This window comes from Haladaptatus sp. AB618, from assembly GCF_024136965.1.
Classification (GTDB): Archaea; Halobacteriota; Halobacteria; order Halobacteriales; family Haladaptataceae; genus Haladaptatus.
On record NZ_JAMYJX010000010.1, the window covers coordinates 1 to 25,637 of the forward strand.

The 25,637-nt window shown below is 62.0% G+C and carries 24 protein-coding genes; 12 read left to right on the plus strand and 12 right to left on the minus strand.

Annotated elements, in window-relative coordinates; genetic code table 11:
* Positions 1 to 164 precede the first annotated feature (164 nt).
* A complete protein-coding gene (locus NKF26_RS21120; RefSeq protein ID WP_253234846.1) occupies positions 165 to 1,271 on the minus strand; it encodes a Gfo/Idh/MocA family protein in 1,107 nt (368 codons plus the stop codon).
* 132 nt (positions 1,272 to 1,403) lie between these two features.
* On the opposite strand from NKF26_RS21120, the gene NKF26_RS21125 reads away from it, so the two are divergent.
* Positions 1,404 to 1,862, plus strand: coding sequence for a universal stress protein (locus NKF26_RS21125; RefSeq protein WP_253228709.1), 459 nt, complete (start codon positions 1,404 to 1,406; stop codon positions 1,860 to 1,862).
* A 25-nt stretch (positions 1,863 to 1,887) separates the two neighbouring features.
* Here NKF26_RS21125 and NKF26_RS21130 read toward each other — a convergent pair whose 3' ends face one another.
* The gene (locus NKF26_RS21130) at positions 1,888 to 2,619 is read right to left on the minus strand and encodes a sugar phosphate isomerase/epimerase (RefSeq protein WP_253234847.1); all 732 of its coding nucleotides are present in this window, start codon (positions 2,617 to 2,619) and stop codon (positions 1,888 to 1,890) included.
* 153 nt (positions 2,620 to 2,772) lie between these two features.
* Between NKF26_RS21130 and NKF26_RS21135 the strand changes: the two genes are divergently transcribed.
* The 4 genes from NKF26_RS21135 (at position 2,773) to NKF26_RS21150 (ending at position 7,440) form a co-directional block, all read left to right on the plus strand.
* On the plus strand, positions 2,773 to 3,843 hold the full coding sequence (locus NKF26_RS21135; protein ID WP_253234848.1) for a Gfo/Idh/MocA family protein: 1,071 nt from the start codon (positions 2,773 to 2,775) through the stop codon (positions 3,841 to 3,843).
* 78 nt (positions 3,844 to 3,921) lie between these two features.
* The gene (locus tag NKF26_RS21140; RefSeq protein ID WP_253228712.1) at positions 3,922 to 4,704 is read left to right on the plus strand and encodes an IclR family transcriptional regulator; all 783 of its coding nucleotides are present in this window, start codon (positions 3,922 to 3,924) and stop codon (positions 4,702 to 4,704) included.
* 295 nt (positions 4,705 to 4,999) lie between these two features.
* Complete coding sequence (locus NKF26_RS21145; protein WP_253228713.1) at positions 5,000 to 6,082, plus strand: outer membrane lipoprotein-sorting protein; 1,083 nt, start codon at positions 5,000 to 5,002, stop codon at positions 6,080 to 6,082.
* Between the two features lie 161 nt (positions 6,083 to 6,243).
* Positions 6,244 to 7,440, plus strand: coding sequence for an MFS transporter (locus NKF26_RS21150; RefSeq protein ID WP_253228714.1), 1,197 nt, complete (start codon positions 6,244 to 6,246; stop codon positions 7,438 to 7,440).
* A gap of 10 nt (positions 7,441 to 7,450) precedes the next feature.
* Here the strand turns inward: NKF26_RS21150 and NKF26_RS21155 are convergent, their stop codons facing one another.
* Entirely contained in the window at positions 7,451 to 7,834 is a 384-nt protein-coding gene (locus NKF26_RS21155; RefSeq protein ID WP_253228715.1) for a hypothetical protein, read from the minus strand.
* A 98-nt stretch (positions 7,835 to 7,932) separates the two neighbouring features.
* Positions 7,933 to 9,732 (minus strand): glutamine--fructose-6-phosphate transaminase (isomerizing), encoded by a 1,800-nt coding sequence (glmS, locus tag NKF26_RS21160; RefSeq protein WP_253234849.1) that lies wholly within the window; start codon positions 9,730 to 9,732, stop codon positions 7,933 to 7,935.
* 767 nt (positions 9,733 to 10,499) lie between these two features.
* On the opposite strand from glmS, the gene NKF26_RS21165 reads away from it, so the two are divergent.
* Both NKF26_RS21165 and NKF26_RS21170 read left to right on the plus strand, forming a co-directional pair.
* Positions 10,500 to 11,576, plus strand: coding sequence for a DUF4350 domain-containing protein (locus NKF26_RS21165; RefSeq protein ID WP_253234850.1), 1,077 nt, complete (start codon positions 10,500 to 10,502; stop codon positions 11,574 to 11,576).
* Positions 11,569 to 12,582 (plus strand): MoxR family ATPase, encoded by a 1,014-nt coding sequence (locus NKF26_RS21170; RefSeq protein WP_253228718.1) that lies wholly within the window; start codon positions 11,569 to 11,571, stop codon positions 12,580 to 12,582. Before NKF26_RS21165 ends, NKF26_RS21170 begins: the two co-directional genes overlap by 8 nt.
* A 1-nt stretch (position 12,583) precedes the next feature.
* Here the strand turns inward: NKF26_RS21170 and NKF26_RS21175 are convergent, their stop codons facing one another.
* From NKF26_RS21175 to NKF26_RS21190, 4 genes are all read right to left on the minus strand, one after another.
* On the minus strand, positions 12,584 to 13,450 hold the full coding sequence (locus NKF26_RS21175; protein ID WP_253234851.1) for a hypothetical protein: 867 nt from the start codon (positions 13,448 to 13,450) through the stop codon (positions 12,584 to 12,586).
* Positions 13,447 to 13,893: a hypothetical protein gene (locus tag NKF26_RS21180; protein WP_253228720.1), complete on the minus strand. Its 447-nt coding sequence runs from the start codon at positions 13,891 to 13,893 to the stop codon at positions 13,447 to 13,449. The genes NKF26_RS21175 and NKF26_RS21180 overlap by 4 nt, the downstream gene beginning before the upstream one ends.
* Positions 13,893 to 15,338: a DUF58 domain-containing protein gene (locus NKF26_RS21185; protein WP_253234852.1), complete on the minus strand. Its 1,446-nt coding sequence runs from the start codon at positions 15,336 to 15,338 to the stop codon at positions 13,893 to 13,895. The genes NKF26_RS21180 and NKF26_RS21185 overlap by 1 nt, the downstream gene beginning before the upstream one ends.
* Positions 15,339 to 15,518: 180 nt before the next feature.
* Positions 15,519 to 15,698: a hypothetical protein gene (locus NKF26_RS21190; protein ID WP_253228722.1), complete on the minus strand. Its 180-nt coding sequence runs from the start codon at positions 15,696 to 15,698 to the stop codon at positions 15,519 to 15,521.
* Between NKF26_RS21190 and NKF26_RS21195 the strand changes: the two genes are divergently transcribed.
* The 4 genes from NKF26_RS21195 to NKF26_RS21210 all read left to right on the plus strand — a co-directional run bounded on the left by NKF26_RS21195 (position 15,685) and on the right by NKF26_RS21210 (position 19,727).
* Positions 15,685 to 17,817: a hypothetical protein gene (locus NKF26_RS21195; RefSeq protein ID WP_253234853.1), complete on the plus strand. Its 2,133-nt coding sequence runs from the start codon at positions 15,685 to 15,687 to the stop codon at positions 17,815 to 17,817. The two genes, NKF26_RS21190 and NKF26_RS21195, sit on opposite strands and share 14 nt — an antisense overlap.
* A 196-nt stretch (positions 17,818 to 18,013) precedes the next feature.
* A complete protein-coding gene (locus NKF26_RS21200; protein ID WP_253228724.1) occupies positions 18,014 to 18,169 on the plus strand; it encodes a hypothetical protein in 156 nt (51 codons plus the stop codon).
* Positions 18,166 to 19,389, plus strand: a complete 1,224-nt coding sequence (locus NKF26_RS21205; protein WP_253234854.1) for an NAD-dependent epimerase/dehydratase family protein — start codon at positions 18,166 to 18,168, stop codon at positions 19,387 to 19,389. Before NKF26_RS21200 ends, NKF26_RS21205 begins: the two co-directional genes overlap by 4 nt.
* A gap of 77 nt (positions 19,390 to 19,466) precedes the next feature.
* Positions 19,467 to 19,727, plus strand: coding sequence for a hypothetical protein (locus NKF26_RS21210; protein ID WP_253228726.1), 261 nt, complete (start codon positions 19,467 to 19,469; stop codon positions 19,725 to 19,727).
* 16 nt (positions 19,728 to 19,743) lie between these two features.
* Here the strand turns inward: NKF26_RS21210 and NKF26_RS21215 are convergent, their stop codons facing one another.
* The 3 genes from NKF26_RS21215 to NKF26_RS21225 form a co-directional block, all read right to left on the minus strand.
* Positions 19,744 to 20,532 carry a formyltransferase family protein gene (locus NKF26_RS21215; RefSeq protein WP_253234855.1) on the minus strand — a complete coding sequence of 263 codons (789 nt, stop codon included), beginning with the start codon at positions 20,530 to 20,532 and terminating at the stop codon, positions 19,744 to 19,746.
* Between the two features lies 1 nt (position 20,533).
* Complete coding sequence (locus tag NKF26_RS21220; protein WP_253228728.1) at positions 20,534 to 21,472, minus strand: polysaccharide deacetylase family protein; 939 nt, start codon at positions 21,470 to 21,472, stop codon at positions 20,534 to 20,536.
* Positions 21,473 to 21,572: 100 nt separating this feature from the next.
* Positions 21,573 to 22,676: a glycosyltransferase gene (locus NKF26_RS21225; RefSeq protein WP_253228729.1), complete on the minus strand. Its 1,104-nt coding sequence runs from the start codon at positions 22,674 to 22,676 to the stop codon at positions 21,573 to 21,575.
* Between the two features lie 197 nt (positions 22,677 to 22,873).
* Between NKF26_RS21225 and NKF26_RS21230 the strand changes: the two genes are divergently transcribed.
* A complete protein-coding gene (locus tag NKF26_RS21230) occupies positions 22,874 to 24,556 on the plus strand; it encodes a hypothetical protein (protein ID WP_253228730.1) in 1,683 nt (560 codons plus the stop codon).
* A gap of 37 nt (positions 24,557 to 24,593) precedes the next feature.
* Here NKF26_RS21230 and NKF26_RS21235 read toward each other — a convergent pair whose 3' ends face one another.
* Complete coding sequence (locus NKF26_RS21235; protein ID WP_253228731.1) at positions 24,594 to 25,634, minus strand: SDR family NAD(P)-dependent oxidoreductase; 1,041 nt, start codon at positions 25,632 to 25,634, stop codon at positions 24,594 to 24,596.
* Between the last annotated feature and the right edge of the window lie 3 nt (positions 25,635 to 25,637).

The window sequence follows — 25,637 nt, forward strand, 5'->3', positions numbered from 1 at the left end:
CCTGCTTCCGCGTCGAGGAGACCCACGAGTACTGGAACAGTCCGCCAATCGAAGAAATGGAAAATGACGATTCGGATGCCGACTCCGGATTGGGATCGACGAGCGAAGGCGTCGAGTCGGACTAACGCTGTTCCCCTCGCCGTCGAAAAAAGTTCGATTTTGTTTTACGCGCCGTCTTCGTCGACCGGCGGTTTCGGCGTGAGCGCACCCGACTCGACCAGCGACGAGAGCGGGTTGTCGTCGATTTCGAGCGGCAGGTCCACCCGTCCGCGACTCCGGACCGACTCGTAGCCCGCGAACAGGACCTCCGCGGTGTTGAGCCCGATTCGGCCGCTGATGGTGGGTTCCCGTCCCGTTTCGAGCGAGTCGATGATTTCCGCGACTGCGCGGTCGTGGAACTTCGACCCGTACCGTCCTTCCTCCTTGCCCGTGGCGTGCATCGTCTCGCCATCGACGTCGATTTCGGTTCGGGTGCCGTCGCGTTCGAGTTCGAGCATCGGGCCGTCGGCGGCGTCGATTCTGATGACGCCATCGCTTCCGCGGAGGAGGAGCGCCGCGCCGACGAACTCCGATTCGGGTTCCGTGGACACGAGACCGTACACGCCGTTCGTGTAGCGCCACTGTGCCCACATCTGGTTCTCCTGGTGGACGCCGAACCGAACGTCCTCGTCCCGGTAGTCGAGCCCTGCGATGACCCATTCGGCCGACCGGTCGCCGTTGAACATCCCGGCGAGGTCTACCGTGTGTGCGCCGGTGTCGTAGAAGTCGCCCCAGCCGATTTCGACGCGCTGAAGCTCGCCGATTTCGCCGTCGTCGAGCAGTCGTTTCGCCTCCGTGAACGGTCGGCCGAAGCGACGCTGTCGGTTGAACGTGAGTTGGACGTCCCGCCGATAACACTCCTGAACCATTCGCTGTGCGTCGGCCCATTCGGTCGCCATGGGCTTCTCGCAGTGAATCGCCTCGACACCGCGTTTGGCACACTCGACGACGATGTCCTCGTGTATCGCGGGTGGAACGGTGATGCTGACGATGTCCGGTTCCACGGTTTCCACCATCTCCACGTACTCCTCGAACACGCCGTCTTCCGGGATATCGAACGTCTCCGCGAAGGCGGCGGCGTTCTCCGGGACGATGTCGGCACAGCCGACGAGGCGGCAGTCGTCGTCGTTTCGGTACGCTTCGGCGTGTCGATAGCCCATGGCGAATCCTTTGACCGTCGGGTTGGCTGGGTCCGGTCCGGTTCCGATGATAGCGACAGTGTATTCACTCATTGAAACATCTAGCGTAACACAGACCAGTGTCATAGTGATTTCCCCCTGATGCGGCGTCGGTCGCCCGATTTTCCGGGCTATGAGTCGCAACTATCCTCTCGTTTTATATACTTCCATTCGTCTATCGCTGGTATGGAACGTGGTGTAGTAGCCATCGATACGACGGACACGCACAGGGACCTCCTCCGCGAAGCGGGAACGTATGCCGCCGCGAGCGACGCCGAACTGGTAGTTCTGGCGTTTCTGGACGAATCGGAGTACGAAGCCGACGTCGAAACGCTCGAATCCGTCGGGGAAGTCGAGAACGTGAACTACGATACCGGGGCCGTGACGGAGGCGGCGGCGAACGAAGCCACCGAGTTCGCGGCCGAAGTTCTCGACGGTATGGACGTCGATTTCAGGACCGTCGTCGCCGTCGTCGATGACAAGGAGCGGGGAACCCGCGTCATCGAAGCCGGGGAGAAGTACGACTGTGACCACGCGTTCGTCGTCGGAAAATCTCGGTCTCCGACCGGAAAGGCGCTGTTCGGCGACTTCGCCCAGCGGGTCGTCCTCAACTTCGACGGCTACGTGACGCTCACGATGGGGTAGTCGGTCAGAAAAAGAACGGTCCCGTTCAGAACTTTTGCAGCACGTCGCCGCCGTGGGAGAGCGACGCCATCGCGTCTTCGGGTTCGTCGTGTTCGTAAATCGCCCACTCGACGCCCGCTTCGTCGACTGCGCTCGCACAGGTGTCAACGTCGAGAACGCCGTCACCGACTTCCGTCGGCGACCGCGACTCGTCGGCGTCCGAGACGTGCACGAGCGGAATCCGGTCGCCCCATCGTTCGAGGAAGCCGGTCGGGTCGACACCCGCTGCCGACGCCCAACCGAGGTCCACTTCGAGCGCGAGCGAGTCACCGGACGATTCGGCGAACCGTTCGAACGCCGGACGGCCGTCGACCGCCTCGAACTCGTGGTCGTGGTTGTGGTAGCTAAGTTCGACGCCGTGGTCGGCGACTCGGTCCGCGAGCGACGTGAGTCGATCCGCGGACGCGTCGATGGCGTCCTCGCTCTCGAAATGTTCGGGATCGAGCCACGGAACGACGAGGCGGTCACAATCGAGCGAATCGTAGAATTCGACCGTCCCTTCGAGGTCGTCTTCCAGTTCCTCGATACCGACGTGTGCGGCGACCGATTCCATTCCCGCACCGTCGAGGGCGTCCATGACGGCGTCCGTGTCGGCGTCGCCGATCCGGTTCGCGTATTCGACGCCCTCGAATCCGGCGTCTCCGGCGCTCGTGATCAGTTCGGGGAGCGGTTCATCGACTGCTCGTAGCGAGTACAACTGCACGGCTGGTCGGGCCATATTCGTACCCGACGAAGAGGAGGGTAAAAACGGTTGCTTTCGCGGAACCTCAGTTCGAAACGGGATTGGGGACATCACACGTCGCGTGTCGTCCACCTAATTTTCGACCGGGGTAAGCCAAAGCTGAATAACGTCGCCTGCGGAGCCACGAGCATGCGCAACGACATCACGCTCGATATCGGGGTGGTCGGCCTCGGGACGCACGGTCTGAACCGCGCCCAGACCCTCGTCGATTTCGACCAGCGGGTGTACGGTTCCGACGCGAGTTCGGAGGCGCGACGGCGATTCGAACGCCGGTTCGACGGCGCTCATTTCGAGAGTCCGACGGAACTGTTCGAGGAGGACCTGGACGCGGTCGTGATCACGACGCCAAACAAGTTCCACGAACCCGTCGCGACGACGGCGATGGAACAGGGAATCGACGTGTTCATGGAGAAACCGCTCGCCCACACGTTGGAGAGCGCGGAACGGATCGCGGCAACCGCCGAGGAGACAGGGCAAACATGTATGGTCGGCTTCCAGAGCCGGTTTCTGAACGTCTGTAAGATACTCAAATGGTACATCGACAAGGGGTTTTTCGGCGAAATCACGCACGTTCAGGCGGCGTACATGCGTCGCCGTGGCGTCCCCGGCAGGGGGTCGTGGTACACGTCGAAGGAACTCGCGGGCGGCGGGGCGCTCATCGACATCGGAATCCACGTGATGGATTTGCTGTTTTACTTCCTCGACGAACCGGACATCGTCGACGTGAAATCCACGACGCGATGTGATTTCGGGAATCGGGACTCCTACGCCTATCTCAAGATGTGGGGGGAGGACGACGATGCGAACATGTTCGACGTGGAGGATTCGGCGTCGGCGTTTCTGGAGTTCGACGGCGAGCGAACGGCGACGGTGGAAACCGCGTGGGCGGTCAACGCCGACTCAGTCCACTCCTACCGGATTCACGGGACCGAAGCCGGTGCGCTGTTGGACATCACAGACATCCGGGACACCGATGTGGACGTCTCTCAGATGCTCAAATTCTTCGAGACCCGGAGCGGCGGCGTGGATCACTACCTCGATACGTCCGTCACCGCGAACCACAACGACCCGTATCGTGAGCAAATACGGTCGTTCATCGACGCCGTTGCACACGACGAACCGCCGACCACCAACACCGTCGAGCAGGCGCTCGCCGTCCAGCGACTCGTGGACCGCGTCTACGCCGACAACGACCGATAAACCCGAGGCGACGAGAGGAGTTTGATAGCGTCAAACGATTAGGGCAGATTCTTATGGTTTCGCGACCCACGTCAGCCCATGGCACGAGACGGGAACGGGAGCAAGACCATCAAATCGGTCGGCAACGCGTTTCGGGTGTTGGACGCGCTGGACGAACACGAGCGGATGGGTGTGACGGCCCTCGCCGACGAAGTCGGACTCTCGAAGGGAACGGTGCACCACTACCTGGCGACGCTTCTCGAACACGATTTCGTGGAGCGGGCGGACGGCGAGTACCAACTCGGACTTCGTCCGCTCACGTACGGTGGTGCGGTGCGGGAGCGCGAGACGGTCTTCCAAATCGGCAAGGAGAGCGTCGACAGGCTCGCGAAGACGACCGGCGAAACCGCTCGACTCGTGGTCGAACGACACGGGTACGGAATCACGCTGTATCAGTCCACCCGCCACGACCGCGCGGACATCAACACCCATCTCGGCACGCAGGAGGACCTTCACAGCACGGCGGCCGGAAAGGCGATGCTCGCGGCGATGGACGGGACGAGAATCGACGAGGTTCTCGACTGGGGCGCGTTGCACCGATACACGGACAGGACCATCGTCGAGGAGTCGTCGCTTCGCGCGGAACTCGACGACATTCGGTCGCGCGGCATCGCTTTCGACGACGAGGAGCAGTTCGAGGGCGTCCGATGCGTCGCCACCGCGCTCGTGACGGAAACGGACGAACTCCTCGGCGCGATCAGCGTGAGCGGTCCCGTCGAGCGTATCGACGACGACACGTTCCGCAGGGAGATTCCACAGGAGATCCGAAACGTAGCTGGCGTCATCGAAGTCAACACGGCGTATCTCGATTGGATGGAGTAGTCGCTGCTCGTCTCCGGCATCCACATTCACGTCAAGATCAAACACGTTCATTTTTCACGGATAATCGTCCTCCAGTGAGGGACGGCTATGGGAACACGACGAGATCACGGAATGATTTATATGCTTTCGTTGAGATCCGTTAATTATGAGTTGTTAGTTTATCCAAATCGGAGAACTATCTCCTCGGATTGGAACGACTCCCACGTTTTACCCATCGTCGAACCGTGTTACTAACACTCATTTTTCAACATTATTCAAAAACTTTCTTTATAGAACGTTGATAACATCGGCGCGCATGGTTGCACGAAAGTCCCTGCTTGCAGTTGGTCTCCTCACCCTCGTCGTTGCCGTCTCGTTCGTCGGCTACGCCAGCGTTGGGAACCAGGTCTCTGCAAAGGAGGATACGACACCATCGGAAGCGACGATCGAACAGCACGCCCTCGGTAACAACACGACCGTCGATAGCGTCTCCGGGACGGTCACGATCACGACGGACGGGCCGGACGGGAATCAGACCGTCGAAGCCGACATCTGGCAGCGAACGCCGGACCACGTCCGCTACGAGTACACCGACGGCCCGCAGGCCGGAACCGTGATGGTCTCGAACGGTTCGGACCTGTGGATGTATAACGACACCACGAACACCGCGCGACACCTGCGTCTCGACGGCGAGAACGCCGGACTCATCCAAAACATGAGCAACGCCCTCCAGGGGATTTCGGACGGTTTCGAGGCGAACTACCAGGGAACCGCGACGGTCTCCGGCCACGAGACGTACGTCGTCTCGCTCCAGCCGAAAAACGAATCGATGCAGGCTATGATGGGCAACGCGACGGTGTGGCTCGACCAGAAGAACTGGTTCCCGGTCAAGGAACGGATCACGACGAACGTCGGCAACGAATCCACGACGACCACGATGACGTACTCCAACCTGACGTACAACGCGTCGATTCCGGACGACCGGTTCACGTTCACCCCGCCGGAGGACGCACACGTCATCGACGTCACCCTCCCGCAGACCACGACGTACTCATCGGTCGATGCGGCACAGAAAGCGGTGGACTACACCATCCGTGAACCGTCGTCGGTTCCCGACGGCTACTCGCTCGAAAACGTGACGGTGACGACCTCGAACGGAAACGCCTCCGTGTCCCTGGAGTACACGAACGGTTCGGATACGTTGGCCGTCTCCCAGACGCCCGCGACCCGCACGGTTGACGGCGACGGGACCGTCTCGATTGCCGGGCACGACGGAAGCTACTCCAACGTCGGCGACCGAGGCATCGTTCAGTGGTCCGACGGGGATCACAGCTACTCGGTCGTCGGGTCGCTCTCCGAAGAGGAACTCGTCGACTTCGCGGAATCGCTCTACTGCTAACCACCCGATAGCCGCCGCGGTTACGACGGCTCGATTTTTTCACTGGCTTCGTGAAGTCGACACGACCGAGAGTGTGTTCGTGGTTTCCGAATCGACTTCCCGAATCGGCTTTCGTATCGAAACTCTCTCCGCGGTTCGTCTCGAACGCTTCGCTAGCAAGAATGAAACGCCTCCAAGCGATTCGAGATTCTCCGATGACGGCCGTCATCTTCGCCAGTACGCTCGTCGCCGTCATGGGTGTCTCCCTGATAAGTCCCGCCCTCCCCGCTGTGCAGGAAGCGTGGGGTATCTCCGAAACGCAAGCGAGTCTGTTGCTCTCCGCGTTCACGCTTCCCGGTGTCGTTCTCACGGTTCCGATCGGACTGCTCGCCGACCGAATCGGTCGCAAACGTATCCTCGTCCCCTCGCTCATCGTCTTCGGCCTGAGCGGGTCCGCGGTCGTCCTGCTCAAGGGCCACTTCACCTCTATCCTCCTCCTCCGCGCGATACAGGGCGCGGCCAGCAGCGCTATCGCTACCATGACGGTCACGCTCATCGGCGACTGCTTCGCCGGGGAGAAACGCCGCACGCTCATCGGAATGAACGCCGCAATTCTCGCGGTCGGTGCAGCGGGGTACCCGCTCCTCGGCGGGGCGCTCGCGACGCTCTCGTGGACGGCTCCGTTCCTCTGTTTCCTACTCGGGGTCGTCGTCGCGCCGTTCGGCCTCGCGTTCCTCGAAGAACCGCCCCGTCACGACGCGAACTCCGGCGGGACGATCCGGGAGTTCGTCACCGGGCCGACCTCCATGCGGCCGTTCGCCGTGCTGTACGTCGCCATCTTCGGCATCTTCGTGCTCCTGTACGGTGCCCAACTCACCGTGGTTCCGTTCATCCTCGACGGATCGTACGGACTCTCGTCGGGTGGAATCGGGTTACTGCTCGGTCTCCCGGCGGTGGCGATGGGGACCACGGCGATGCAGGGCGACCGGCTGTTGGGGTGGCTCTCCAGTTTCCAATCCATCGCGCTCGGGTTCACGAGTTACGGCGTCGGCCTCGTCCTGCTCGCCCTGACCGACTCGCTCGCTGTCGTCGCCGTGGCGCTGTTGCTGTTCGGCCTCGGACAGGGCCTCGCCGAACCCATCACTGACACGGCGCTCAACGAACTCGCGCCCGACGAGTTCCGCGGCAGTATCATGAGCGTCCGGACCACCGTTCTCCGACTCGGGACGACCGTCGGCCCGCCGCTTTGTGTCGGTCTTTCGGCCGTCTTCGACTACGGGGAAACGCTCCTCGTCTGCGGCGTCGCCGCGTTGGTCATCGGAATCGGATGGCTGTTGCTCCGAAGCGCACGACCCGAACGAGCAGTTGTTTCCAATTGAAAAAAGAGTCTCAGAACGGGTACCAGTCGGGTGCCGGTGCTTTCTCGCGCTGTCGGCGGAGCGGCGGCACTGCCCGCACGACACCGAATAGGAACCGATTGACTCCCGTTCCGGCACCCATTCCGATCATCACGAACGGGAGAACGGCGATGGGAATCGTTCGAGTCACGATGAGCGCTATCGTGAGGAGTCCGATGGCCACCAACGCCCGGAGACCGGTGCGGCTTCTGTCCGCTGCGAACGTCAGAACGAACGTGACGAACACCGCGACGATACCGACCCACCATCGTTCGACCGCGGCAGAACGAACCCCTAACACCGATACGCCAACCGTAATACTCGACAGCGCGGACAACAGCCCGAACGCGACGATTTTACGATTGCTTTCGTCCATTTCGTATAACTATTCTACCACGAAAGCATAACTATTGTGCGCGTCAGCAGCCACGACGTCGCTCGTGGGACGACTGGCGGTCGAAGGGGAATCGCCCGCTACTCGACCGTGACGCTCTTTGCGAGGTTTCGCGGTTTGTCGATATCGCGGCCGAGGAGTCGTGCCGTGTGATACGCGAGTAGTTGATACTGGACGTTGACGAGTATCGGTGCGAGCGTCGGATTCGTCGGCGGGATGGACAGTATCTCGTCGGCGAACTCCTCGACGGACGATTGACCGTCGGTGACGACGACGAGTGGTGCATCGCGCGCCTTTACTTCCTTCGCGTTCGAGACGGTTTTTCGGGCTATTTCGTCGTCCCCGACGATCGAGACGAACACCGGCGTTTCCTCCGTCACCAGCGCGAGCGGGCCGTGTTTGAGTTCGCCAGCCGCGAACCCTTCCGCGTGTTGGTAGGTTATCTCCTTCATCTTGAGTGCGCCTTCCAACGCGACGGGATACTGCATCCCTCGCCCGATGAAGAAATTGCCGGAACTGTCCACGAACCGATGCGCAATCGCCTCGGCGTTGCTCGTATCGAGTACCGCTTGTATCTGTTCGGGCAACTCGGTCAGCGCCGAAGCGAGTCGTCGCGTTTCGTCGCGGGACGACTCGTCCGCCGATAGCTGAAGGACGAACAGCACGAGCGTGACGAGTTGGCTCGCGAACGTCTTGGTCGCGGCGACGCTGATTTCGGGACCCGACCGGATGTACAGCGCATCGTCACATTCCCGTGTCGCGGTGCTTCCGATGACGTTCGTCAGCGCGAGCGTGTACGCATCGCGTTCGTTGGCGACGCGAAGCGCCGAGAGGGTGTCCGCCGTTTCGCCGCTCTGGGTGACGCCGACGACGAGCGTTCCGTCCCGAATCGGTGGCGGGGACATCGCGTACTCGCTCGCCAGATGGGCCTGTGCCGGAATCCCCCGCTCACACAACAGTTTCGCGCCGTAGAGCGCCGCGTGATAGCTGGTTCCACAGGCGACGAGGTGGACGGAATCCACTGCTCGATGATCGGCGGCAGCGTCTAGCGAGACGAAATTCCCGGCAAATCGGTCACGCAGACACTCGCGGAGCGCGCTCGACTGTTCGTAAATCTCCTTTATCATGTAGTGGTCGTGATGACCTTTGGCCATCGCTTCCGCGTCCCACTCGATCGCCGTCCCCGTCTTCGGTTGTGGGTTTCCGCTTTCATCGACGATGGTGTATCCGTCCTCCGAGAGGTAGGCGAACTCACCGTCGTGGAGATGAACGACGGTGTCGGTTCGCTCGACCAGCGCGGTCACGTCGCTCGCGATGTACACCCCGTCGCCGACGCCGAGGACGAGCGACGAATCCTTCCGCGTCGCCATCACTTCGTCACACGACTCGAACACCGCCGCGATGGCGTAGCTCCCCTCCAATTTTTCGACCGCGAGTCGAAACGCCTCCTTCGGTGTCGCTCCCCTATCGAGATAGTTGCCGATGAGGTGCGGAATGACTTCCGTGTCAGTCTCGCTCTCGAATTCGTGACCCAACCCGTGCAGTTCGTCGCGCAGGGAATGATTGTTCTCGATGATGCCGTTGTGGACGACCGCGACCCTGTTTTCACAGTCCGTATGCGGATGTGCGTTCTCGTCCGACGGCTTGCCGTGCGTGCTCCAGCGGGTATGGCCGATCCCGACCGTTCCACCGAGGTCGTTTTCGTCTCGAACCGCTCCGACCAGTTCGTCCAGTTCCCCTTCACGCTTGAGAACGTGAATCCGGGAGTTGCTTACGGCTAACCCTGCCGAATCGTATCCACGATATTCCAACTTCGCCAACCCGTTCAGTAGTGTCGGTACGAGATCCGTTCCGCCCGTACACCCGATGATGCCACACATGAGAAACTATCCTCCGTAACTCTCGAAGCAGTTGGTCGCTCCAGAACTCTCGGAGCAGTTGGTCGTTCCGCGTGCCGTTCTCCTGGCCCCCCACACGTTTTTGCTTCGTTTTATCCATCCCTCATTTCGAGTATTGCCATGGGTTACGACCCCGCTTTCGATCAATAGCGCTGACATAATTCTCACGCATCTACTATGATACCACCTATATTTGTTATTTAGGATATTACTGGGTGCTAATCCAGATTTTTTGCTAGTATTCCAAAAGAATCTCAGGTACTCCAACAACAACTAGTGACGATGACAGACACGCTATCGACGGATGAGTAAGCGGCCGGTTGGTACTGTGAGTGCCCCTGTTGGATCAGGAAAAACTCACGGAATCGAAGTAGACCGCTCGTATCGACATTATTCGGTAGCAAACCGCTTCAGTTCGAACCGTTATCATATCCTCGGAAATAAGTTACCGAGTAGAAATCATTACTTATAACTAGTTTATATGTCTTCATTTGTGGTAGTGGTATACTACTCCACTTTCACTGGAATTCCGTACTAATACGGGGGTATTCCAACAAAACAAGGGTCCGATCGGGACCGGACGGAGCGAATTCATCATCCGTTGACCCGTCACGACAGCCGATAGATTTGTAACGAACATCGTCGCATGCCCAGTGATGACCGGAGCGTTGCACTCGTTCGTGGGACGCGGGGGGAGCCACCGTGCCCCGGGGTAAAACCGAACAGCGGCGGCGACCCGAGGGACGACGGTGACGCGATCAGCGCCATTTCGTCCGCCGACCGTTCTCGTCCTCGCCCTCGCGGCGCTCGTCCTCGTCACGGTCGCCGTCGGCAGCGTCACATCGACGACCGATTTCGGTGCGTACAATCCCACGTGGGACGGTACCTCTACCCTCAGAGGGTGGATAGCCGATGCGGGCGGCGGTCCGAACGTCGTGCTCGATTCGGCGACGTACCGCACGCTCCCTGCGAATCGGACGGTGGTGTTCGTCGTCGCACCCCGCTCGTCGAAATCGAGCGCATCCCTACGGAATTTCGTCCATCGCGGCGGCACCGTCGTCGTGATGGACGACCGTGCGAACACGAGCAACGCGCTCCTCGCGTCGCTCGGGGCGCGCGCTCGATCCGACGGAAGCGTCCTCCGTGACGAACGCCACAACTACCACTCACCAGCTATGCCAATTGCAACCAACGTCTCGAACGGTCCGCTCACGCGGAACGTCCATCGACTGACCCTCAACTACGGAACCGCCGTCCGACCACACGGAGCGACCCCGCTCGTCTCCACCTCTGACTTCGCCTATCGGGACTCCAACGACAACGGTACGCTCGACGCGGACGAAAGCCTCGACAGCTACCCAGTGGTGACCGCCGAAAACGTCAGCAAGGGTCGCGTCGTCGTCGTCGGTGATCCGAGTGTTGCCATCAACTCGATGCTATCCCGTCCCGGAAACGAGCGGTTCGTTCGCGGCCTCATCGCCGCACACGACCGCGCCGTCTTCGATTACACACAGGTCGAGGGACCACCGCCGTTCGCGCTCGTTCTCATCGTCGTCCGCCGCTCGCTCGCCGCCCAACTCGCGCTCGTCGGAGCGCTCGTGCTCGTCGCCCTCGGAATTCGTCACCCTGAGACGGTTTCACCCGCCGTTCGCCGACTGACCGAACGATTCGGCGTGGACTCCGAGGAGCCCACACATCCGACCCTCGACACCGACGAACTCGTCGTCGCCATCGAGGAACGGTACCCCTCGTGGTCCCACGAACGCATCGAGCGTCTCGTCGCCGATATCCAAGCCGCGCGGGAGGGAGGTGACGCCGATGACTGATGCCGAAGCGCTGTACGAGTCCATCCGGACGGAAATCGCTCGCGTGCTCATCGGCAAGGAAACACTCGTGGAGAATCTCACGATTTCGCTGTTGACCGACGGACACGTCCTGCTCGAAGGTGTCCCCGGTATCGCCAAGACGACGGTCGCGAACCTCTTTGCGGGCGCGACCGGCCTCTCGCACAACCGAATTCAGATGACACCCGATCTGCTCCCGGCCGACATCACCGGGACGCACGTCTACCGCGAGAACACCGGTGAGTTCACGCTTCAGAAGGGGTCCATCTTCGCCAACCTCGTCGTCGCCGACGAGATCAATCGCGCGACGCCGAAGACCCAAAGCGCCTTCCTCGAAGCGATGGAGGAGGACAACGTGAGCATCAACGGGGAGACGCTCTCGCTGCCCGACCCGTTCATGGTCATCGCCACGCAGAACCCCATCGACATGGAGGGAACCTACCAACTGCCGGAAGCCCAGCGCGACCGTTTCCAGCAGAAAATCGTGGTCGAACTCCCGTCTGGGGCCGAAGAGCGCGAACTGCTCGACAGGATCGACGTGAACCCGAACCTGGGGCCGGACGACGTCGAACAGGTCGTGACGACCGACGCCATCGACGAGGCGCGCCAGCAGGTCACGACGGTCCACGTCGCACCCGAGATAAAGGAGTACATCCAGCGACTGGTGGAGGCAGTTCGCGCCCACGAGGCGGTCGAATACGGTGGTTCGCCCCGTGCCTCCATCGCGTTCCTTCAGACCGCGAAGGCGCGGGCGGCGATTCACGGTCGTTCCTATGTGATTCCCGACGACGTGAAGTTCCACCTCCGTCCGATACTCGTCCACCGACTCGTGCTCGACGCCGATGCGGCGCTGAGCGACACGACCGTGGAGGACGTGCTCGCGGCCGTCGAGACCGCGACGAACCCGCCTGGCAGTACGACGGACGAATTCGCGGCGACGGCCGACGGCGGTCGCCGCGAAGACGAGGACAAAGACGACTTCGAGTAACCTACTCGCCCCACCGATAGTCGATGACCGCGTCGGCGCGGTCGGACGGTTCGATGCTCTCGACGCGAACCGGTTCGTCCATCGCGGCCGCCAATCCGACCGCGAACACGGAGAGGACCGGATGATCGAATCGGTCGAGGGAGCCGTACGCGTAACCCGACACGCCGACGGCCAGTCGATTCTCGTCCGCGACGACCGTGGCCGATGCCGCTTCCACGATGTCGAGGGCTTCGGCCGCATCCGACAGGCTCCCGGCGAGGTCCTCCGGCGTCTCGCCGAACCCGTCGGGCATCGATCCCCGAACCGAATCGAGGAGCGACATCCCCGTCGGGGAGAGCGCAACGCCGTGGCCGTCCGTCCCGTTCGAAACCACGAGGAGCGAGGACGAATCCGGGAGCGACGGGCCGTCATCGTTCGCCGTGACGAACAACACGACCGATGGCGTTCCCGAGGCGTCCGTCGGGACGTACCGCCCCGACTTCAAGCCGAGTTCGGACGCGAGCGCCGATTCGTTTTCGGCCAACGCGTCGTAGACGGCTTCGCTGGCGCTCACGGGGAGCACCCGTGTCGGCTCCAGCGAGTAGACCAGCGTCGCGGTAAACAGCCCCGTCGCGCCGAGCACGAGCAGAACCGTCCGCACTGACGGTAGGAGCGCCGCGCCGCCGAGGGCGACGAGACCGACGGCGGCGAGACCGAGTGCCGCGTTTCGGTTCCTGACGTGACGGACGCGTGCGTACTCGTGCCGGAGGGTTTCGTTCTCCTCGCGGAGGATTTCGACTTCGGCTTTCAGTCGAAACCGGTCGTCCGTTTCGGACGAGGAATCGGACTCCTTCGGTTCGGATTCCGCGCGCCGTGACGTCTCGCTCATCGGAACGCACCTCCGACGACACCACGCCCGTACTGGGTGGCGATCATCGCTATCGCACCCGTCACGAACAGGAGAACTGCGATGACCACGAGCATCCCGAATTCGAGTAGCCCGAGCCACGTCAAGGCGAGACAGCACGCCACGAGCGACACGACCGCCAGTCGTTCTCGACTCCTCGACCCCTGTAGCGACGGCGACAGCAGAACGACCGCCAATCCGAACTCGGCGACGAGAACCGTCCACCCGAGCACGTGTGGCGGGAAAAGGGCGACGACGGCGACCTGGCCGCCGACGAACGCGTACACTGCGGGGAGGAATGCCCAGAGAGCGAACAGCGTGAGACCGGCGAGCAATCCGAGTTCTCGCTGGGCGAATACCAGCGCACCCGCCGTCGCGACGACACCGATGCCGCCCAACGGCGTTCTATTCGTGGATTCGAGCATCAGACACGCACCTCCCGTGCGGAGGAGAGGACGGTTTCGATACGGTCCCCCGGTCCGACCTCGAACGCCGAAACGCGCGGATACGCCCCGATCTTCCGCCGGAATCGCTCGAACGAGACGTACTCACTGTACGTCTCGTCGATCTCCGCGAGTCCTTTCGGATCGAACAACGCATGCGGCGCGAGAAATGCCCGTGTTCCGACGGTGTGACCGCTCGCGTAGCGAACGCAGTTTTCCACCTCGCCCCGGTTGGCGTCCGACGTGAGCAGGGCGACGTGAACGTTTTCCGTGTGACGGCCGACTTGAGTTCGAACCGCGGCGTCCAGCGGGTCGGCCGCTACCACACCTACGGCCGACCCCGCGCCGCCTGTATTCGAGAGGAACGGACGGATTCGCGCCGCGAACTGCGAATCGTCCGCTTGGAGGTTTGCGTGCCGGTTTCGTCGCCTCGACGCGACGAAATCAGCGTTCGAGTGGGCAAATTCGCCGTTTTCCCCTTCTTCCACCGACAGCGAATACAGCGTCTCACGGATCGCCGCGTAATGTGTCGGCGTCGAACGGAACGGGTGACGGACGGTCACGCCGTCGCGTCCGACCGCGTACAGTGCCATCGCGTCGGAACGCTCGCTGGCTTCCGAGACGAGCGTGAGCGCCACTTCACGGAGATACGCGAACTGGGTCTCCCCCTCCCGTCCGTTGCCGACCGACGGCCGACTGTCGATGAAGACTGCGAGTCGGCGGTCGGTTTCGTTCTCGTACTCGCGGACGTGCGGGTAGTCGAACCGCGCCGTCGCGTTCCAATCGACGCGGCGGAGGCTGTCACCGGTCGTGTACTCGCGTATCTCGACCGTCGGCAATCCGCTGGTGTTTCGTTTCGCGTACTGACTCCCGTATTGCGTCTGTGTCCGCTGTCCTCCCCGTCCGACGTGAACGTCTTCCGGGGTTCGCTGGGTGACGGTAATGCTCGGTTCGTCGCCGTTCTCACAGCGAGCGGTGAACAACCCGAGTCGGTCGTCGATGGTGAGCCTCGGTCTCTCGAACGCGACGGTTCCGGCAGTCGGGAACTCGACGGAGTACGTCGTTTTTCCGCTGTCCTCGTCCGCATCGAGGACGACGGTTCGATTCGCCGCCGTCGTTCCCCGGCCCGAGAGCGGCGGCCGTGATTCGACCGTGAGGTCGAGCGTGGAAGAATCCGGCCGCTCGACGGCCAGCGTTACCGTCAGCGCGCTTCCCGTCGGGAGTCGAGCGCGCGATACCGACTGTGAGACGGACGTTTCCGTCACGACTCGCCGGAGTTCCGAGGTGAACGTGGCGTACTGATACAGCAACCAGCACGCGACGCCGACCGTCCCGAAGACGAGCGCCGGTCGGTCGAGAAGTATCGCCAACGCCGAAAAGGAGAGTCCGAACGTGACGACGGCCCAGTGACGACGAGTCGCATGCATCGGTGGGAAAAGCCGACGATGGCAGTTAACAGGGAGGGATCGTTTCGGCGGTAATCCCCCGTTTCGATCGGGTGGTGGTAGCCTGCCCCCCTCCCGGCGGGAACCGCCAGTTGACGGCTTCGTTCGACTGACCCCACGATGGGATAGTTCGACCATACTTCGCTCAACGGTCGACCGGTTTTAACTCCCGGTCCGGCTTACTCCGCGTCCAGCGTAGCGGTCGGATGGCTCGGTCCCCGCCGTCGAACCGTCGCCGTGATCGGTCGAACTGCCGCCGTAATTGGCCGAACTGCCGCCGCAAACCGCTCGATACTCCATGACCAGTTCGAGAAACACTCTGTTCGTCGTGCTAGTTGCCACACTCCTCGTGGCGTCGGCCGTGGTCGGCACGGGATTGACCACGGCCCAGTCCGAACAGCGCGGCGGTTCTACCGTTTCCACCGCGAACGGTTCGAATGCGAACGCGAACTCGACGAACGTCACCGTTCCCCGCCACGAAAACCCGAAGCGGGTTCGACAGAAGGGGAACTCCGAGGCGGTCAAACGGTGGCTCAGAGCGCGGCTTGCGCGGCGATTGGGCGGGAGCATGGTTCAGGTTAAGCGGGGTCAGTACGAGAAGGCACACGGCATCGTCGGCGATCGGTTCTCGAAGCAACTCGGACAGTACGTCGAGGTTCAGCGATCGACGCGCTCGAACGGGAGCGAAAACGATACCGACCAATTTCGACAGGGAGCGAAGAGCCAGCGCAAATTCATCGACGCTGTTCGGGAGTATCGGAAGACCTACCGTCAGTATCGGAAAGCACGAAAGAACGGCAACACCAAGCGTGCGCGACAGCGCGCGCGCAAACTCAACCAGTTGGCCGAACGGACGAATCAGTCCAGCGTGTCGCTGAAATCGACGTATTGGAACGTCTCGCGGACGACACCGGTCGATCTGAATCGGTCGTCGCGGCAGGTGACGACCATCTCCCGTAACGTCAGTCGGACACAGGAACACGTCGAGGAGACGGTGTTCGAGCGGACGAAACTGGACGTCCACGCGGCATCCAAGACGGTTTCGTTTCTCGACCCGATGACGCTGACCGGCGTGCTGACGACCGAAAACGGGAGTGCCATCTCGAACCGGAACGTCACGTTCAACGTCGGAAACCGAACGATTCACACCCGAACGAACGACGCCGGACGGTTCCACGCTACCTATCGCCCGACGATGATTCCGCTCGATACGACGAAAATTCCGGTCGAGTACCGACCGTTGAACCAGTCCTCGTATCTCGGCGCGACCGACACCGTGAACGCCGAAATACGGCAGGTCGATTCGCGGGTACGACTGCGACGAACGCCGAATCGGACGGGATTCGGACAGCCGATGATCGTCTCGGGCGTCGTCGGTGCGGGCGGCAGGACGGCGGGGAGCGTCCCGGTCGTCGTCAGTGTCGGCAATCAGCGAATCGGCACCGCAACCACGGGACCCAGCGGGCGATTCAAATTCCAGACGCGGCTTCCGTCGGCGGTTCCGACCGGGAAACAGCGACTCAGGGCGACGGTCGCGCTCTCGCATCGGGCGCTGTCGAGTTCGAACACGTCCCGGAGCGTGTTCGTCGAGCGGACGAACACGTCGCTGTCGATTCACGCGACGCGAAACGGCAGTCGCGTCGCGGTGCACGGCCGACTGCGTGCCAACAACAGCACGGCGGGGAAGGGTCGCGTGGTTGCGCTCCGAGTGAACGGCAACCGCGTCGCGCACACGAAGACGAAACCGAACGGAAGTTACGAGACGACGATGCGCCTGCCGTCGTCGGTGAAACGAGACGACGACGCCAGCGTCGTCGCGGTGTTCAACGCGAACGCGTCGAACCTCGACGGGGCACGGGCGAGTGCCCGACTCGAAGGAACGTCGAGTTCGGCCGGGTTGCTCGACTGGATCTCGCTGCCGTGGGCGGGTGCGGCGCTGCTGACGCTCGTCCTCCTGTTCGGAACCGTTCTGGTCAGGGAGCGATGGATGGGCGACGGTGGCGAGACGATGACGGAGGAATCGGTTACCGAAGCCGAGGACCGAGACGGGACGGACGAGGAGGACGTGGGTGACGAGGCGGACGCTAATGACGAACGGACCGTGCAGGACGAACTCGACGCCGCACGCTCGCGCCTCGCGTCCGGCGAGTACGAACCGGCGGTCGAGATGGGGTACGCGACGGTTCGTACCTCCATCCTTCGTCGGTACGACCTCGACCCGTCGGCGACGCCGCGCGAGTTCCGACGGGAGGCGATGACGACCGTTTCCGACCGCGAATATCGAGTACTGGACGACCTGACTGCGTACTACGAGCGCGTCGTCTTCGCCTCGGAAGCGGCTTCGGCGGACTCCATTTCGGGGCTGCTCGACGACGTTGGCGACGTCGTTCCGCGCGAGCACGACGAGGAGGCCGACGATGACGAAGGGGGGACGCAGGACGATGGACGAACCGAGGACTGACGATTCGACGAATTACGATCGGTATCGGCCCGTAGCTAGCACGGTCGCAAGTACGCCCCGACCGAGTATACCTCGATTGCGTGACGATCGATATAGAGAAACGAATTTTTACGCGCCGTACTGTTCCATTTCGACGTTTTCAGATCCATTACGCCCGAAATCTTGAAGTCAAAAGGGATAGTGGACTGACACTCTAATGAGAGACTCGAACGATTACGTTGAACATCTCAGTGACATCGGGGACGGCATCGGGTGTACCGAGATCTGGGAGCATCTGAGTGACCGTCGGATGGAGGCAGACGCGGAAGCAAACGAAGATACGGACGCGGCCGGGAAGGGGGCCGAGCGATGACGATTCTCGTCACCGGAGGCGACGGTTATATCGGGTGGCCGACGGCGCTCCGGATCGCCGACCGAACCGACGAGCGCGTCATCAGCGTCGACAACTACGGGCGGCGTCGTTGGGTCGAGGAGATCGGCAGCCAGAGCGCGGTTCCGATCACGACCCCGGAGGAGCGAGTGGTCGCCGCGAGCGACCAGTTGGGGATCACGAACCTCTCGTTCGTCCGTGGCGACCTCGTGGACCGTTCGTTCGTGGACGAACTTCTGTCCATCCACGAACCCGAGACGATCGTTCACGTGGCCGCACAGCCATCCGCGCCCTACTCGCAGATAAACGGCGACCGGGCGAACTACACGCAGCACAACAACCTGCAATCGACGCGAAACCTCCTGTGGGGGTTGAAGGAACACGGGATGACCGACACCCACTTCATCGAGACGACGACGACCGGCGTCTACGGCGCGCCCGACTTCCCGATTCCGGAGGGGGGCGCGACGATGGAGAACGAGGGGAAGCGTGACGAAGTTCCGTTCCCGGCGATGGCGGGAAGCTGGTATCACCTGACCAAATCACACGACGCGGCCAACCTGCGGTTGGCACACAAGCAGTTCGGGGTTCCGATCAGCGACGTTCGGACGGCCATCATCTACGGCACCGAAACCGAGGAGACGAGGGCGTCCGACGCGTTGAAGACGCGGTTCGACTTTGACTACTACTTCGGCACCGTCGTCCACCGCTTCTGTGCACAAGCGGCCGCGGGCTACCCGCTGACGGTGTACGGGAAGGGCGAGCAACGGAAACCGTTCGCCAGCCTCGAAGACACCGTGGAGGGACTCGCGCGCCTCGCGCTCGCCGACTCGGCCGACCGATCCGACGATTTCGCGGTGTACAACCAAGTGACGCGAGCCATCAGCATCGTGGAAATCGCCGAAACCATCGACTCGGTCGCCGCGGAGTTCGATTTCGATACGTCCGTCGAACACTTCGAAAACCCGCGCGAGGAGGACGAGACGCACGCGATGGAGATCGAAAACGACCGCTATATGAGTCTCATCGGCGACCAGCGACAGACGTTCGAGGAAGGTGTTCGGGACGTGTTGGAGACGCTCGCTCGCCACAGCGACCGGATCGAATCGCACGAGGACCGCTTCGTTCCCGACGTGCTGCTGAGCGACGGGACGGCCGAAGCGAACGGCGAATCGGACTCGGTTCCGGCCGAGTCGGACTGAATAACCGTTTTTAACGTTCCCCTGACTGCCCACGGGAGCCGACAGAGTTGTACGTGTTTCCGTCGAGTGTCGTCCCGATGACGCTCGAACATCGACGGCAGTTCATCTACGGGCAACTCGGATTGATGCTCATCGCGGCGGCCTGCCTGTCGATTCTCGGGGTGCTCACGGTCGAGACGTTCTTCCTCGTCTCGCTCGTCGGCCTGTTGATGTTGCTGGAACTCACGTCACCCGCACACGTCCGGCCACGGTGGCAGTTACGACTTCGCTGGATACTGCTCGCCGGACTGGTGGCATTCGGGTACGTCGTCGCGATACACGTTTTGCGGACATTCTAGTCGCGGTCGGTCCCGATCAGACGGTTTCATCGACGCGGTTGTACAGCGACTTGCCGAGGAAGCGGGCGAATTCGGCGGGATCCGGACGGGTGTAGAGCGTCCCGAGTTCATTCACCGTTTTCGGTTCGAACGTCGGTTCGTCGAGGCGGCGAACTGCCTCGGCCAGCATCGGGCCGGACGCCCAGTAGAGACGCTCCAACACGTCGCCCCACATCGTGCAGTCGCTGATGGTGACCTCGTCCTCCACGACGATGTGCCCCGCGTCGAGTTCGTCAGTTATCCGTTGAAGCGTCACGCCCGCCGTCTCTTCGTCGTGCAGGAATTCCCAGAACCCGGCCGGGCGGCCGCGATACCGCCGAAAATTCCCGTGATGATAACTCAGCACACCGTGGTCGGGAGCGGTCAGGGCGTCGCCGACGAGAATGTCGAACCCGTAGCGGATGGCGAGGTCCGTGTGTTCGTCGAGGAGCGAAACCGCTTCGGGCGGGAGTTCGTTCCCCAACCCGTTCGTCTCCACGGGCTGACATCGGTGGTACGTCACGTCGTTCGCGTCGATAACCTCCGAAACGTGTCGGCGTTTCCTGTATTCCGGTGGGTCGAGCGTGCGGCGGATCATCTTCACGCCCTGCATCGACGTCCAGATACCGTCACGCCGCGCGATTTCGAGATACCGTCTGTACCCCGGCGGGTCGGCGTTCTCGATGATCGTCGTAACGGTCGCATCCGTTTCCGCTTCCATCCGTTCGATGGGGCGCGCCATCCACTCCTCCAGCATCTGCCCGTCGAGCAGAAGTCCGACCCGCATCTCAGACACCCCCCGCGTAGCGGTCGGCACACTCCTGAAGGGTCACGACGTCGATGCCGCCTCGTCGCTGGAACTGACCCGCTCGTCGCAGAAATTCCCGTATCAACAGCCACTGGTCGTCGTTCGACATGTTGAACAGGTGAGTCCACAGATGAACGTGCGAATCCTCGACGAGCGCACGATCCAGCGCCGATTGCAGGTAGCGCTGGTGAATCCGCCGTCGAACCGGCTTCGGAATCGGGCGAAAGCCGGGATGGGTCGGATGACGACCCTCCGGCAGGAGCGCCGTCGTCAGCGATGGCGCCTTCGTACTCGGCACCTCGACGATTCCGTTTCGTTCCCGCGGTTCGGCGACCGGATGTTCACGGCGTAGCATGTACCACGCCTTGCCCGGGGCGTGGTCGGGCAGTCCGGCGATCGGAATCCGAATCGTCCGAATTCCGTGCTTTGACAGTACGTCACGCTCGACGGTGTGGTGGCGTGGTGCCACGAACGAGACCGGTTTCTGTAGGTCGTTTCGTTCGTACAGGTCCTCGACTCGGTCGAGTTCCCAGTCGAGGTGGTCGTCGTCGAACTGTTCGGCCAACAAGTGCGAGTACGTGTGCGTGCAAATCTCGTGGTCCACCTCCGTGTCCACGATTTCCTCGACCAGATCCGGGGCGTAGTACCTCGGGTGGGTGTCGACGGATGACTCCGGTCCGACGGGCCACCAGTCGTCATCGTACGGGTCGTCTTCGGGTGGGATGTACTCTGGATGGAGGAGGTAACCGACCACGTCGAACGAAATGGGTACGTCGTATTCGTCACACGCGGACAGGAGTCGCCGCAAAGCCTGCGTCTCGTGCGAGCGCCTTTCGCTGATGTATCCGGGGTCGGTTTCGAGTCCCTGTTCCCCCCATTTTAGTTCCAGTTCGATACTCATGCTTACTGTTGCCGTCATGAAAGGAGATACACGGCATCCACTGGAAAAGAGATTCTGGCTCATCGAACGTTTCAGTCTTGAAACTGGTCGCAGCCACTCGAATTGCCGACGGAAATTCCTATTCGTCCACGAAAATCGACGTGTACTCCGCCATCATCGACTCGATATCGAACCCGTCGATCATGTACTCCCGAGCGATTCGTCCCCGTTCGGCGAGGTCGGTCCCGGCCAACGATTCGATACCGTCCGCGAGCGCGGACGGGTCGTTCGGCCGAACGACTCGACCACCGCGAACCAGATCCGAGACGCCGCCAACGTCGGTGCTCACGACCGGCGTCTCGCACGCTTGTGCCTCCCGTATCACCGCCGGTGGTCCCTCCGCCAGCGACGCGAGGACGAACACGTCCGCCGCGATGAGAAACGGTCGCACGTCGTCCTGGTAGCCCGCGAACGTGACGCTTCCCGTGATTCCCCGTTCCGCGACGAACCGTTCGTATTCGGCCCGTTTCGTCCCGTCGCCGACGAGCGTGAGGTGGTACGTTCGACCCTCCCTCGCGTCCAGTTCGGCCACGGCTTCCAGCAGGTTATCGACGCCTTTCACCGGGTCGAGGCGACCGACGTAGACGAGTTCGACGGTATCCTCGCGGTCGAAATCGGCCGGTGCCGTCGCGTCCGGCGAATAGTAATCGAGGTCGATTCCCGTCGGGATGACCGACGTCTTTCCCTCGGACGCGAACCGAACCAGTCCGTTGCGGACGTACTCACCCTGTCCGACGACGTGGTCCGCGGCCGCGAACGTCAGTCGCCCGACCGAGTGGGTGTACAGTTTCGCCACCCAGTCCACGAACCGGTTTCCGTAGAACCACTCGACGCCGACGAGGTTGCTCACGACGACGGTGGTATCGACGCCGAATCGACGGCCGAGCAGCGCGCCGATCGAACAGACCGGGTAGAGATAATCGCCGATGACGAGTTCGTCCAGCGTCGGAATATCCTCCTTCAGCAGGCGATAGAATCCCGGCGTCGGAAGGGTGTAGCGCAGTTCCGGGACGAACCGCGCGGGATAGTACTTCACCGTGATGTTCGGTCCCTCGGGCGGGTTTCCGCGACCCTTCTCCGGATGGTAGAACACCACGTCGTGTCCCGCCGCTGCCAACCGCGGCGCGAGCAGTTGCGGGTCCGGTCTGACCAGCACCGTCGGATTCAGCAGTCCGATCTTCATCTGTCCCCCTAATCGGCGGTGTCGACCGGCAAATAGGTTCGCTGAAAGTTTCACTACCAGGACGAATAGAAAATGGCCGCACCATCCGAACATCGTATTGATTCCTCCCGATCCGAACACGTCTCGAAACCTCACGAATTCCCCGTGCGGGCCGATAGATTCGTAAGTGTCTCCGTCGCGTACTGAACGGACTGTCGATGAATCCTCGTCCCGCCGTTGCCCGTCACCCAGGAGACGTGCTCAAAGTCGTCGTCATCGTCGCGTGCTGGGTGCTGTTGGCGACGACGCTCGTGTCTCATTTCGGCGGCAGACTGTCACCGTATCTCCAAGCCGGTGTCGGAATCGTCGTTCTGTCGTTGGCCGCGTACGCGGTTTGGGCCCCGTCACGGCCGTCGTTCCCGGCGATCCGACCCCTTCTCGCGGCGATAGTGGCGTTGGGCGTCTACTACCGTGCCTCCATCGTCTCGTTTCCGAGTAGCTACCTCGGGATGGACCCAGACAAGTTCGCCACGGTCATGGTCTCCCTGATGGAGACGGGGCGGGTCGCGGGGCTCGACTTTCAGTTCTACGGGAAAGCGCCCACGTTTCTGCTGTCGGGTGCGCTGACCGGGAAGATACTGGGCGTGGGGGACCTCCGAATTTTGGACGTGTACGCCTACGTCTTCGGGATTTTCTTCCCGCTTCTCGCCTACGTCATCGCGCGCCGACTGTGGACTGACCGCGCCGGAATCTACGCGGCGCTGTTGGTCACGGTCGGCGCGACCTCCGTAATGTACGCCGTGATGCCACTGGCACAGACGCTCGCGGTCGGGTTGTGGCTCCCGTTCCTCTACGTCCTCGGGCAGTATCTCCAGCACAAGCGCGGACGCGACCTCGCGCTGGCGTTCCTCTTCACCATCACGCTGGTGTACACGCACAAGATCACGACGCTCCTCGTCTTCGGGGCGGTCGTCGGCAGCGGCGCGCTCATCCTGCTCAAATCGGGCGATTGGCGGGACCAGCCAGTTCGTCGGGCGACGACGCCCTCGACCCTGTTCGTCCTCACGCTCCTTTCGGGCGTGCTCGTTCTCGTTCAACTCACCGTCATCACGGACTTCATCACGGGCGTCATCGGCCGACTGTTGCTGGCACTACAAGTCGCGTCCGTGACGACGGTTCACGCCGTTCCGAAGGCGGCGAGACCGGTCGCGGCCGGGACGATGTACTTCCTGCTTCGCCGGGCGTACGGACTTTCGTTGGTTCCCCTCGCTGGAATCGCCTGGCTCCTGCTGGCCCGCAAAGCGGAGTCGGACGACGAGTGGACGCTGCTGGCCGGTATCGCGGTCTGTATCGTACTTACCGGAGTCGGTTCCGTGAGTGTTTCCGCAGTGAACCCGTCACGGATGTACTTCTACGTGGAACTGTTGTTGTGCGTCCTCGTCTCGATAACCCTCCTCACGCGATACGCAACCGGGCGGCGACGGCGAACGCTCGCGGCCGCCGTCCTCGTGCTGTTGCTGATGTCACAACTCGTTTCGCCGTTGATCGTCCCCGACAGTCCACAGAGCGACCGACAGTACCTCACGGCCGAGGAGGTCGCCGCGAAGCGGTTCAGTTCGCACGTCCCTGCACAGATCGCCACCGACCAGTACTACGCACAGGAGTCCGTGAACCTTCGAAATCCGGGTGACCAACGGGTGTACGTGGCCGCGGACGAGAACTTGATGAACGACACGGCGTTTCCCAGCAGAGCCTACGTCGCCTACCGTGAGAAGGCTCGCGTGTATCGACTATACGGCAAGATGAAAGGCAGGTGGTCGCTCACGTACGATCCCGAGGTCGGATTGGACCGCCACCGCGACCGCGTCTATGCGAACGGCGGCGTCGTCATCTACGATTGAACGGGCGGCGTCTCCGATCGAAATACGCCGTCGATACTTACGATCGACGTTCCACAGGTGCTCCGACCGTCTGTAGCTTTCCATCCATCCCGTCGAGCATCGCCAACAGTTCCGTTTTCGAGAGCTGTCGTGCGTCCTCGGACGTGTACTCGCCCGCGAGCGAACGTCCCGCGTCATCGTCGGGCATCGATCCCTCGTTCGGGTAGAGGATGAAGCGGGTGTCCTCCTCGACCGCGTGTTTCACCTCGTCCTCCGAGACGAGTTTCTCGTGGTAGCGCTCGGTCGGTCCGGAGCCGACGATTCTCGTCGGAATCTCCTCCGGGCGATGGCCGAATTGGGTCGCGTACTTCTCCCGAAGCGCATCGGCTAACGTCCCCAGTTTGAACGCGGGCATCTTGCGGACGACGACTTCGCCCCCGTCGGTCGTTCCGTAGGTTTCCACGACGAACTCGGCCGCGTCTTCCGGTCGCATGACGAACCGGGTCATTTCGGCGTCGGTGACGGTGATCGGTCCGCCCGCTCGAATCTGTTCGATAAACACCGGTACCACGGAGCCACGCGTCCCGAGCACGTTTCCGAACCGGACACAGCCGAATCGAGTGTCTCGACTGTTCTCGTTCGCTGCGACGCTCAGTCGCTCGGAGAGCAACTTCGTTGCGCCCATCGCCGAGACGGGGTTCGATGCCTTGTCCGTACTGACGGCGATGACGGCTTCCACGTCCGTTTCCATCGCGGCGTGAATGACGTTCTCGGTTCCCTCGACGTTCGTTTTGACCGCCTGAAACGGATCGCGTTCCACGATTCCGACGTGTTTGAGCGCCGCGGTGTGAAAGACGACGTCGATACCGTCCATCGCTTCCACCATCTCGTGGAACTCACGCACGTCCTTGTACGACGTTTTCAGTTGGCGTGGATACTGACGTCCGAGTTTCGTCTCCATCCAGTGGAGTCGTCCCTCGTCGTTGTCGATGACACGAACCAGTTCCGGGCCATCCTGCAACACCCGTCGAACCAGTGCCGAACCGATCGAGCCACACCCACCGGTAATGAGCACTCGCTTGCTACTCAGTGTTGTCATATT

What these genes read in the sequence shown, in the direction of transcription:
- NKF26_RS21125 (WP_253228709.1), top strand. Translation starts at nt 1,404, where the DNA reads ATGGAACGTGGTGTAGTAGCCATCGATACGACGGACACGCACAGGGAC.
- NKF26_RS21150 (WP_253228714.1), top strand. Translation starts at nt 6,244, where the DNA reads ATGAAACGCCTCCAAGCGATTCGAGATTCTCCGATGACGGCCGTCATC.
- NKF26_RS21135 (WP_253234848.1), top strand. Translation starts at nt 2,773, where the DNA reads ATGCGCAACGACATCACGCTCGATATCGGGGTGGTCGGCCTCGGGACG.
- NKF26_RS21145 (WP_253228713.1), top strand. Translation starts at nt 5,000, where the DNA reads ATGGTTGCACGAAAGTCCCTGCTTGCAGTTGGTCTCCTCACCCTCGTC.
- NKF26_RS21140 (WP_253228712.1), top strand. Translation starts at nt 3,922, where the DNA reads ATGGCACGAGACGGGAACGGGAGCAAGACCATCAAATCGGTCGGCAAC.
- NKF26_RS21200 (WP_253228724.1), top strand. Translation starts at nt 18,014, where the DNA reads ATGAGAGACTCGAACGATTACGTTGAACATCTCAGTGACATCGGGGAC.
- NKF26_RS21175 (WP_253234851.1), bottom strand. Translation starts at nt 13,450, where the DNA reads ATGAGCGAGACGTCACGGCGCGCGGAATCCGAACCGAAGGAGTCCGAT.
- NKF26_RS21155 (WP_253228715.1), bottom strand. Translation starts at nt 7,834, where the DNA reads ATGGACGAAAGCAATCGTAAAATCGTCGCGTTCGGGCTGTTGTCCGCG.
- NKF26_RS21225 (WP_253228729.1), bottom strand. Translation starts at nt 22,676, where the DNA reads ATGAAGATCGGACTGCTGAATCCGACGGTGCTGGTCAGACCGGACCCG.
- NKF26_RS21185 (WP_253234852.1), bottom strand. Translation starts at nt 15,338, where the DNA reads ATGCATGCGACTCGTCGTCACTGGGCCGTCGTCACGTTCGGACTCTCC.
- NKF26_RS21220 (WP_253228728.1), bottom strand. Translation starts at nt 21,472, where the DNA reads ATGACGGCAACAGTAAGCATGAGTATCGAACTGGAACTAAAATGGGGG.
- NKF26_RS21120 (WP_253234846.1), bottom strand. Translation starts at nt 1,271, where the DNA reads ATGAGTGAATACACTGTCGCTATCATCGGAACCGGACCGGACCCAGCC.
- NKF26_RS21205 (WP_253234854.1), top strand. Translation starts at nt 18,166, where the DNA reads ATGACGATTCTCGTCACCGGAGGCGACGGTTATATCGGGTGGCCGACG.
- NKF26_RS21215 (WP_253234855.1), bottom strand. Translation starts at nt 20,532, where the DNA reads ATGCGGGTCGGACTTCTGCTCGACGGGCAGATGCTGGAGGAGTGGATG.
- NKF26_RS21130 (WP_253234847.1), bottom strand. Translation starts at nt 2,619, where the DNA reads ATGGCCCGACCAGCCGTGCAGTTGTACTCGCTACGAGCAGTCGATGAA.
- NKF26_RS21235 (WP_253228731.1), bottom strand. Translation starts at nt 25,634, where the DNA reads ATGACAACACTGAGTAGCAAGCGAGTGCTCATTACCGGTGGGTGTGGC.
- glmS (WP_253234849.1), bottom strand. Translation starts at nt 9,732, where the DNA reads ATGTGTGGCATCATCGGGTGTACGGGCGGAACGGATCTCGTACCGACA.
- NKF26_RS21170 (WP_253228718.1), top strand. Translation starts at nt 11,569, where the DNA reads ATGACTGATGCCGAAGCGCTGTACGAGTCCATCCGGACGGAAATCGCT.
- NKF26_RS21210 (WP_253228726.1), top strand. Translation starts at nt 19,467, where the DNA reads ATGACGCTCGAACATCGACGGCAGTTCATCTACGGGCAACTCGGATTG.
- NKF26_RS21180 (WP_253228720.1), bottom strand. Translation starts at nt 13,893, where the DNA reads ATGCTCGAATCCACGAATAGAACGCCGTTGGGCGGCATCGGTGTCGTC.
- NKF26_RS21230 (WP_253228730.1), top strand. Translation starts at nt 22,874, where the DNA reads ATGAATCCTCGTCCCGCCGTTGCCCGTCACCCAGGAGACGTGCTCAAA.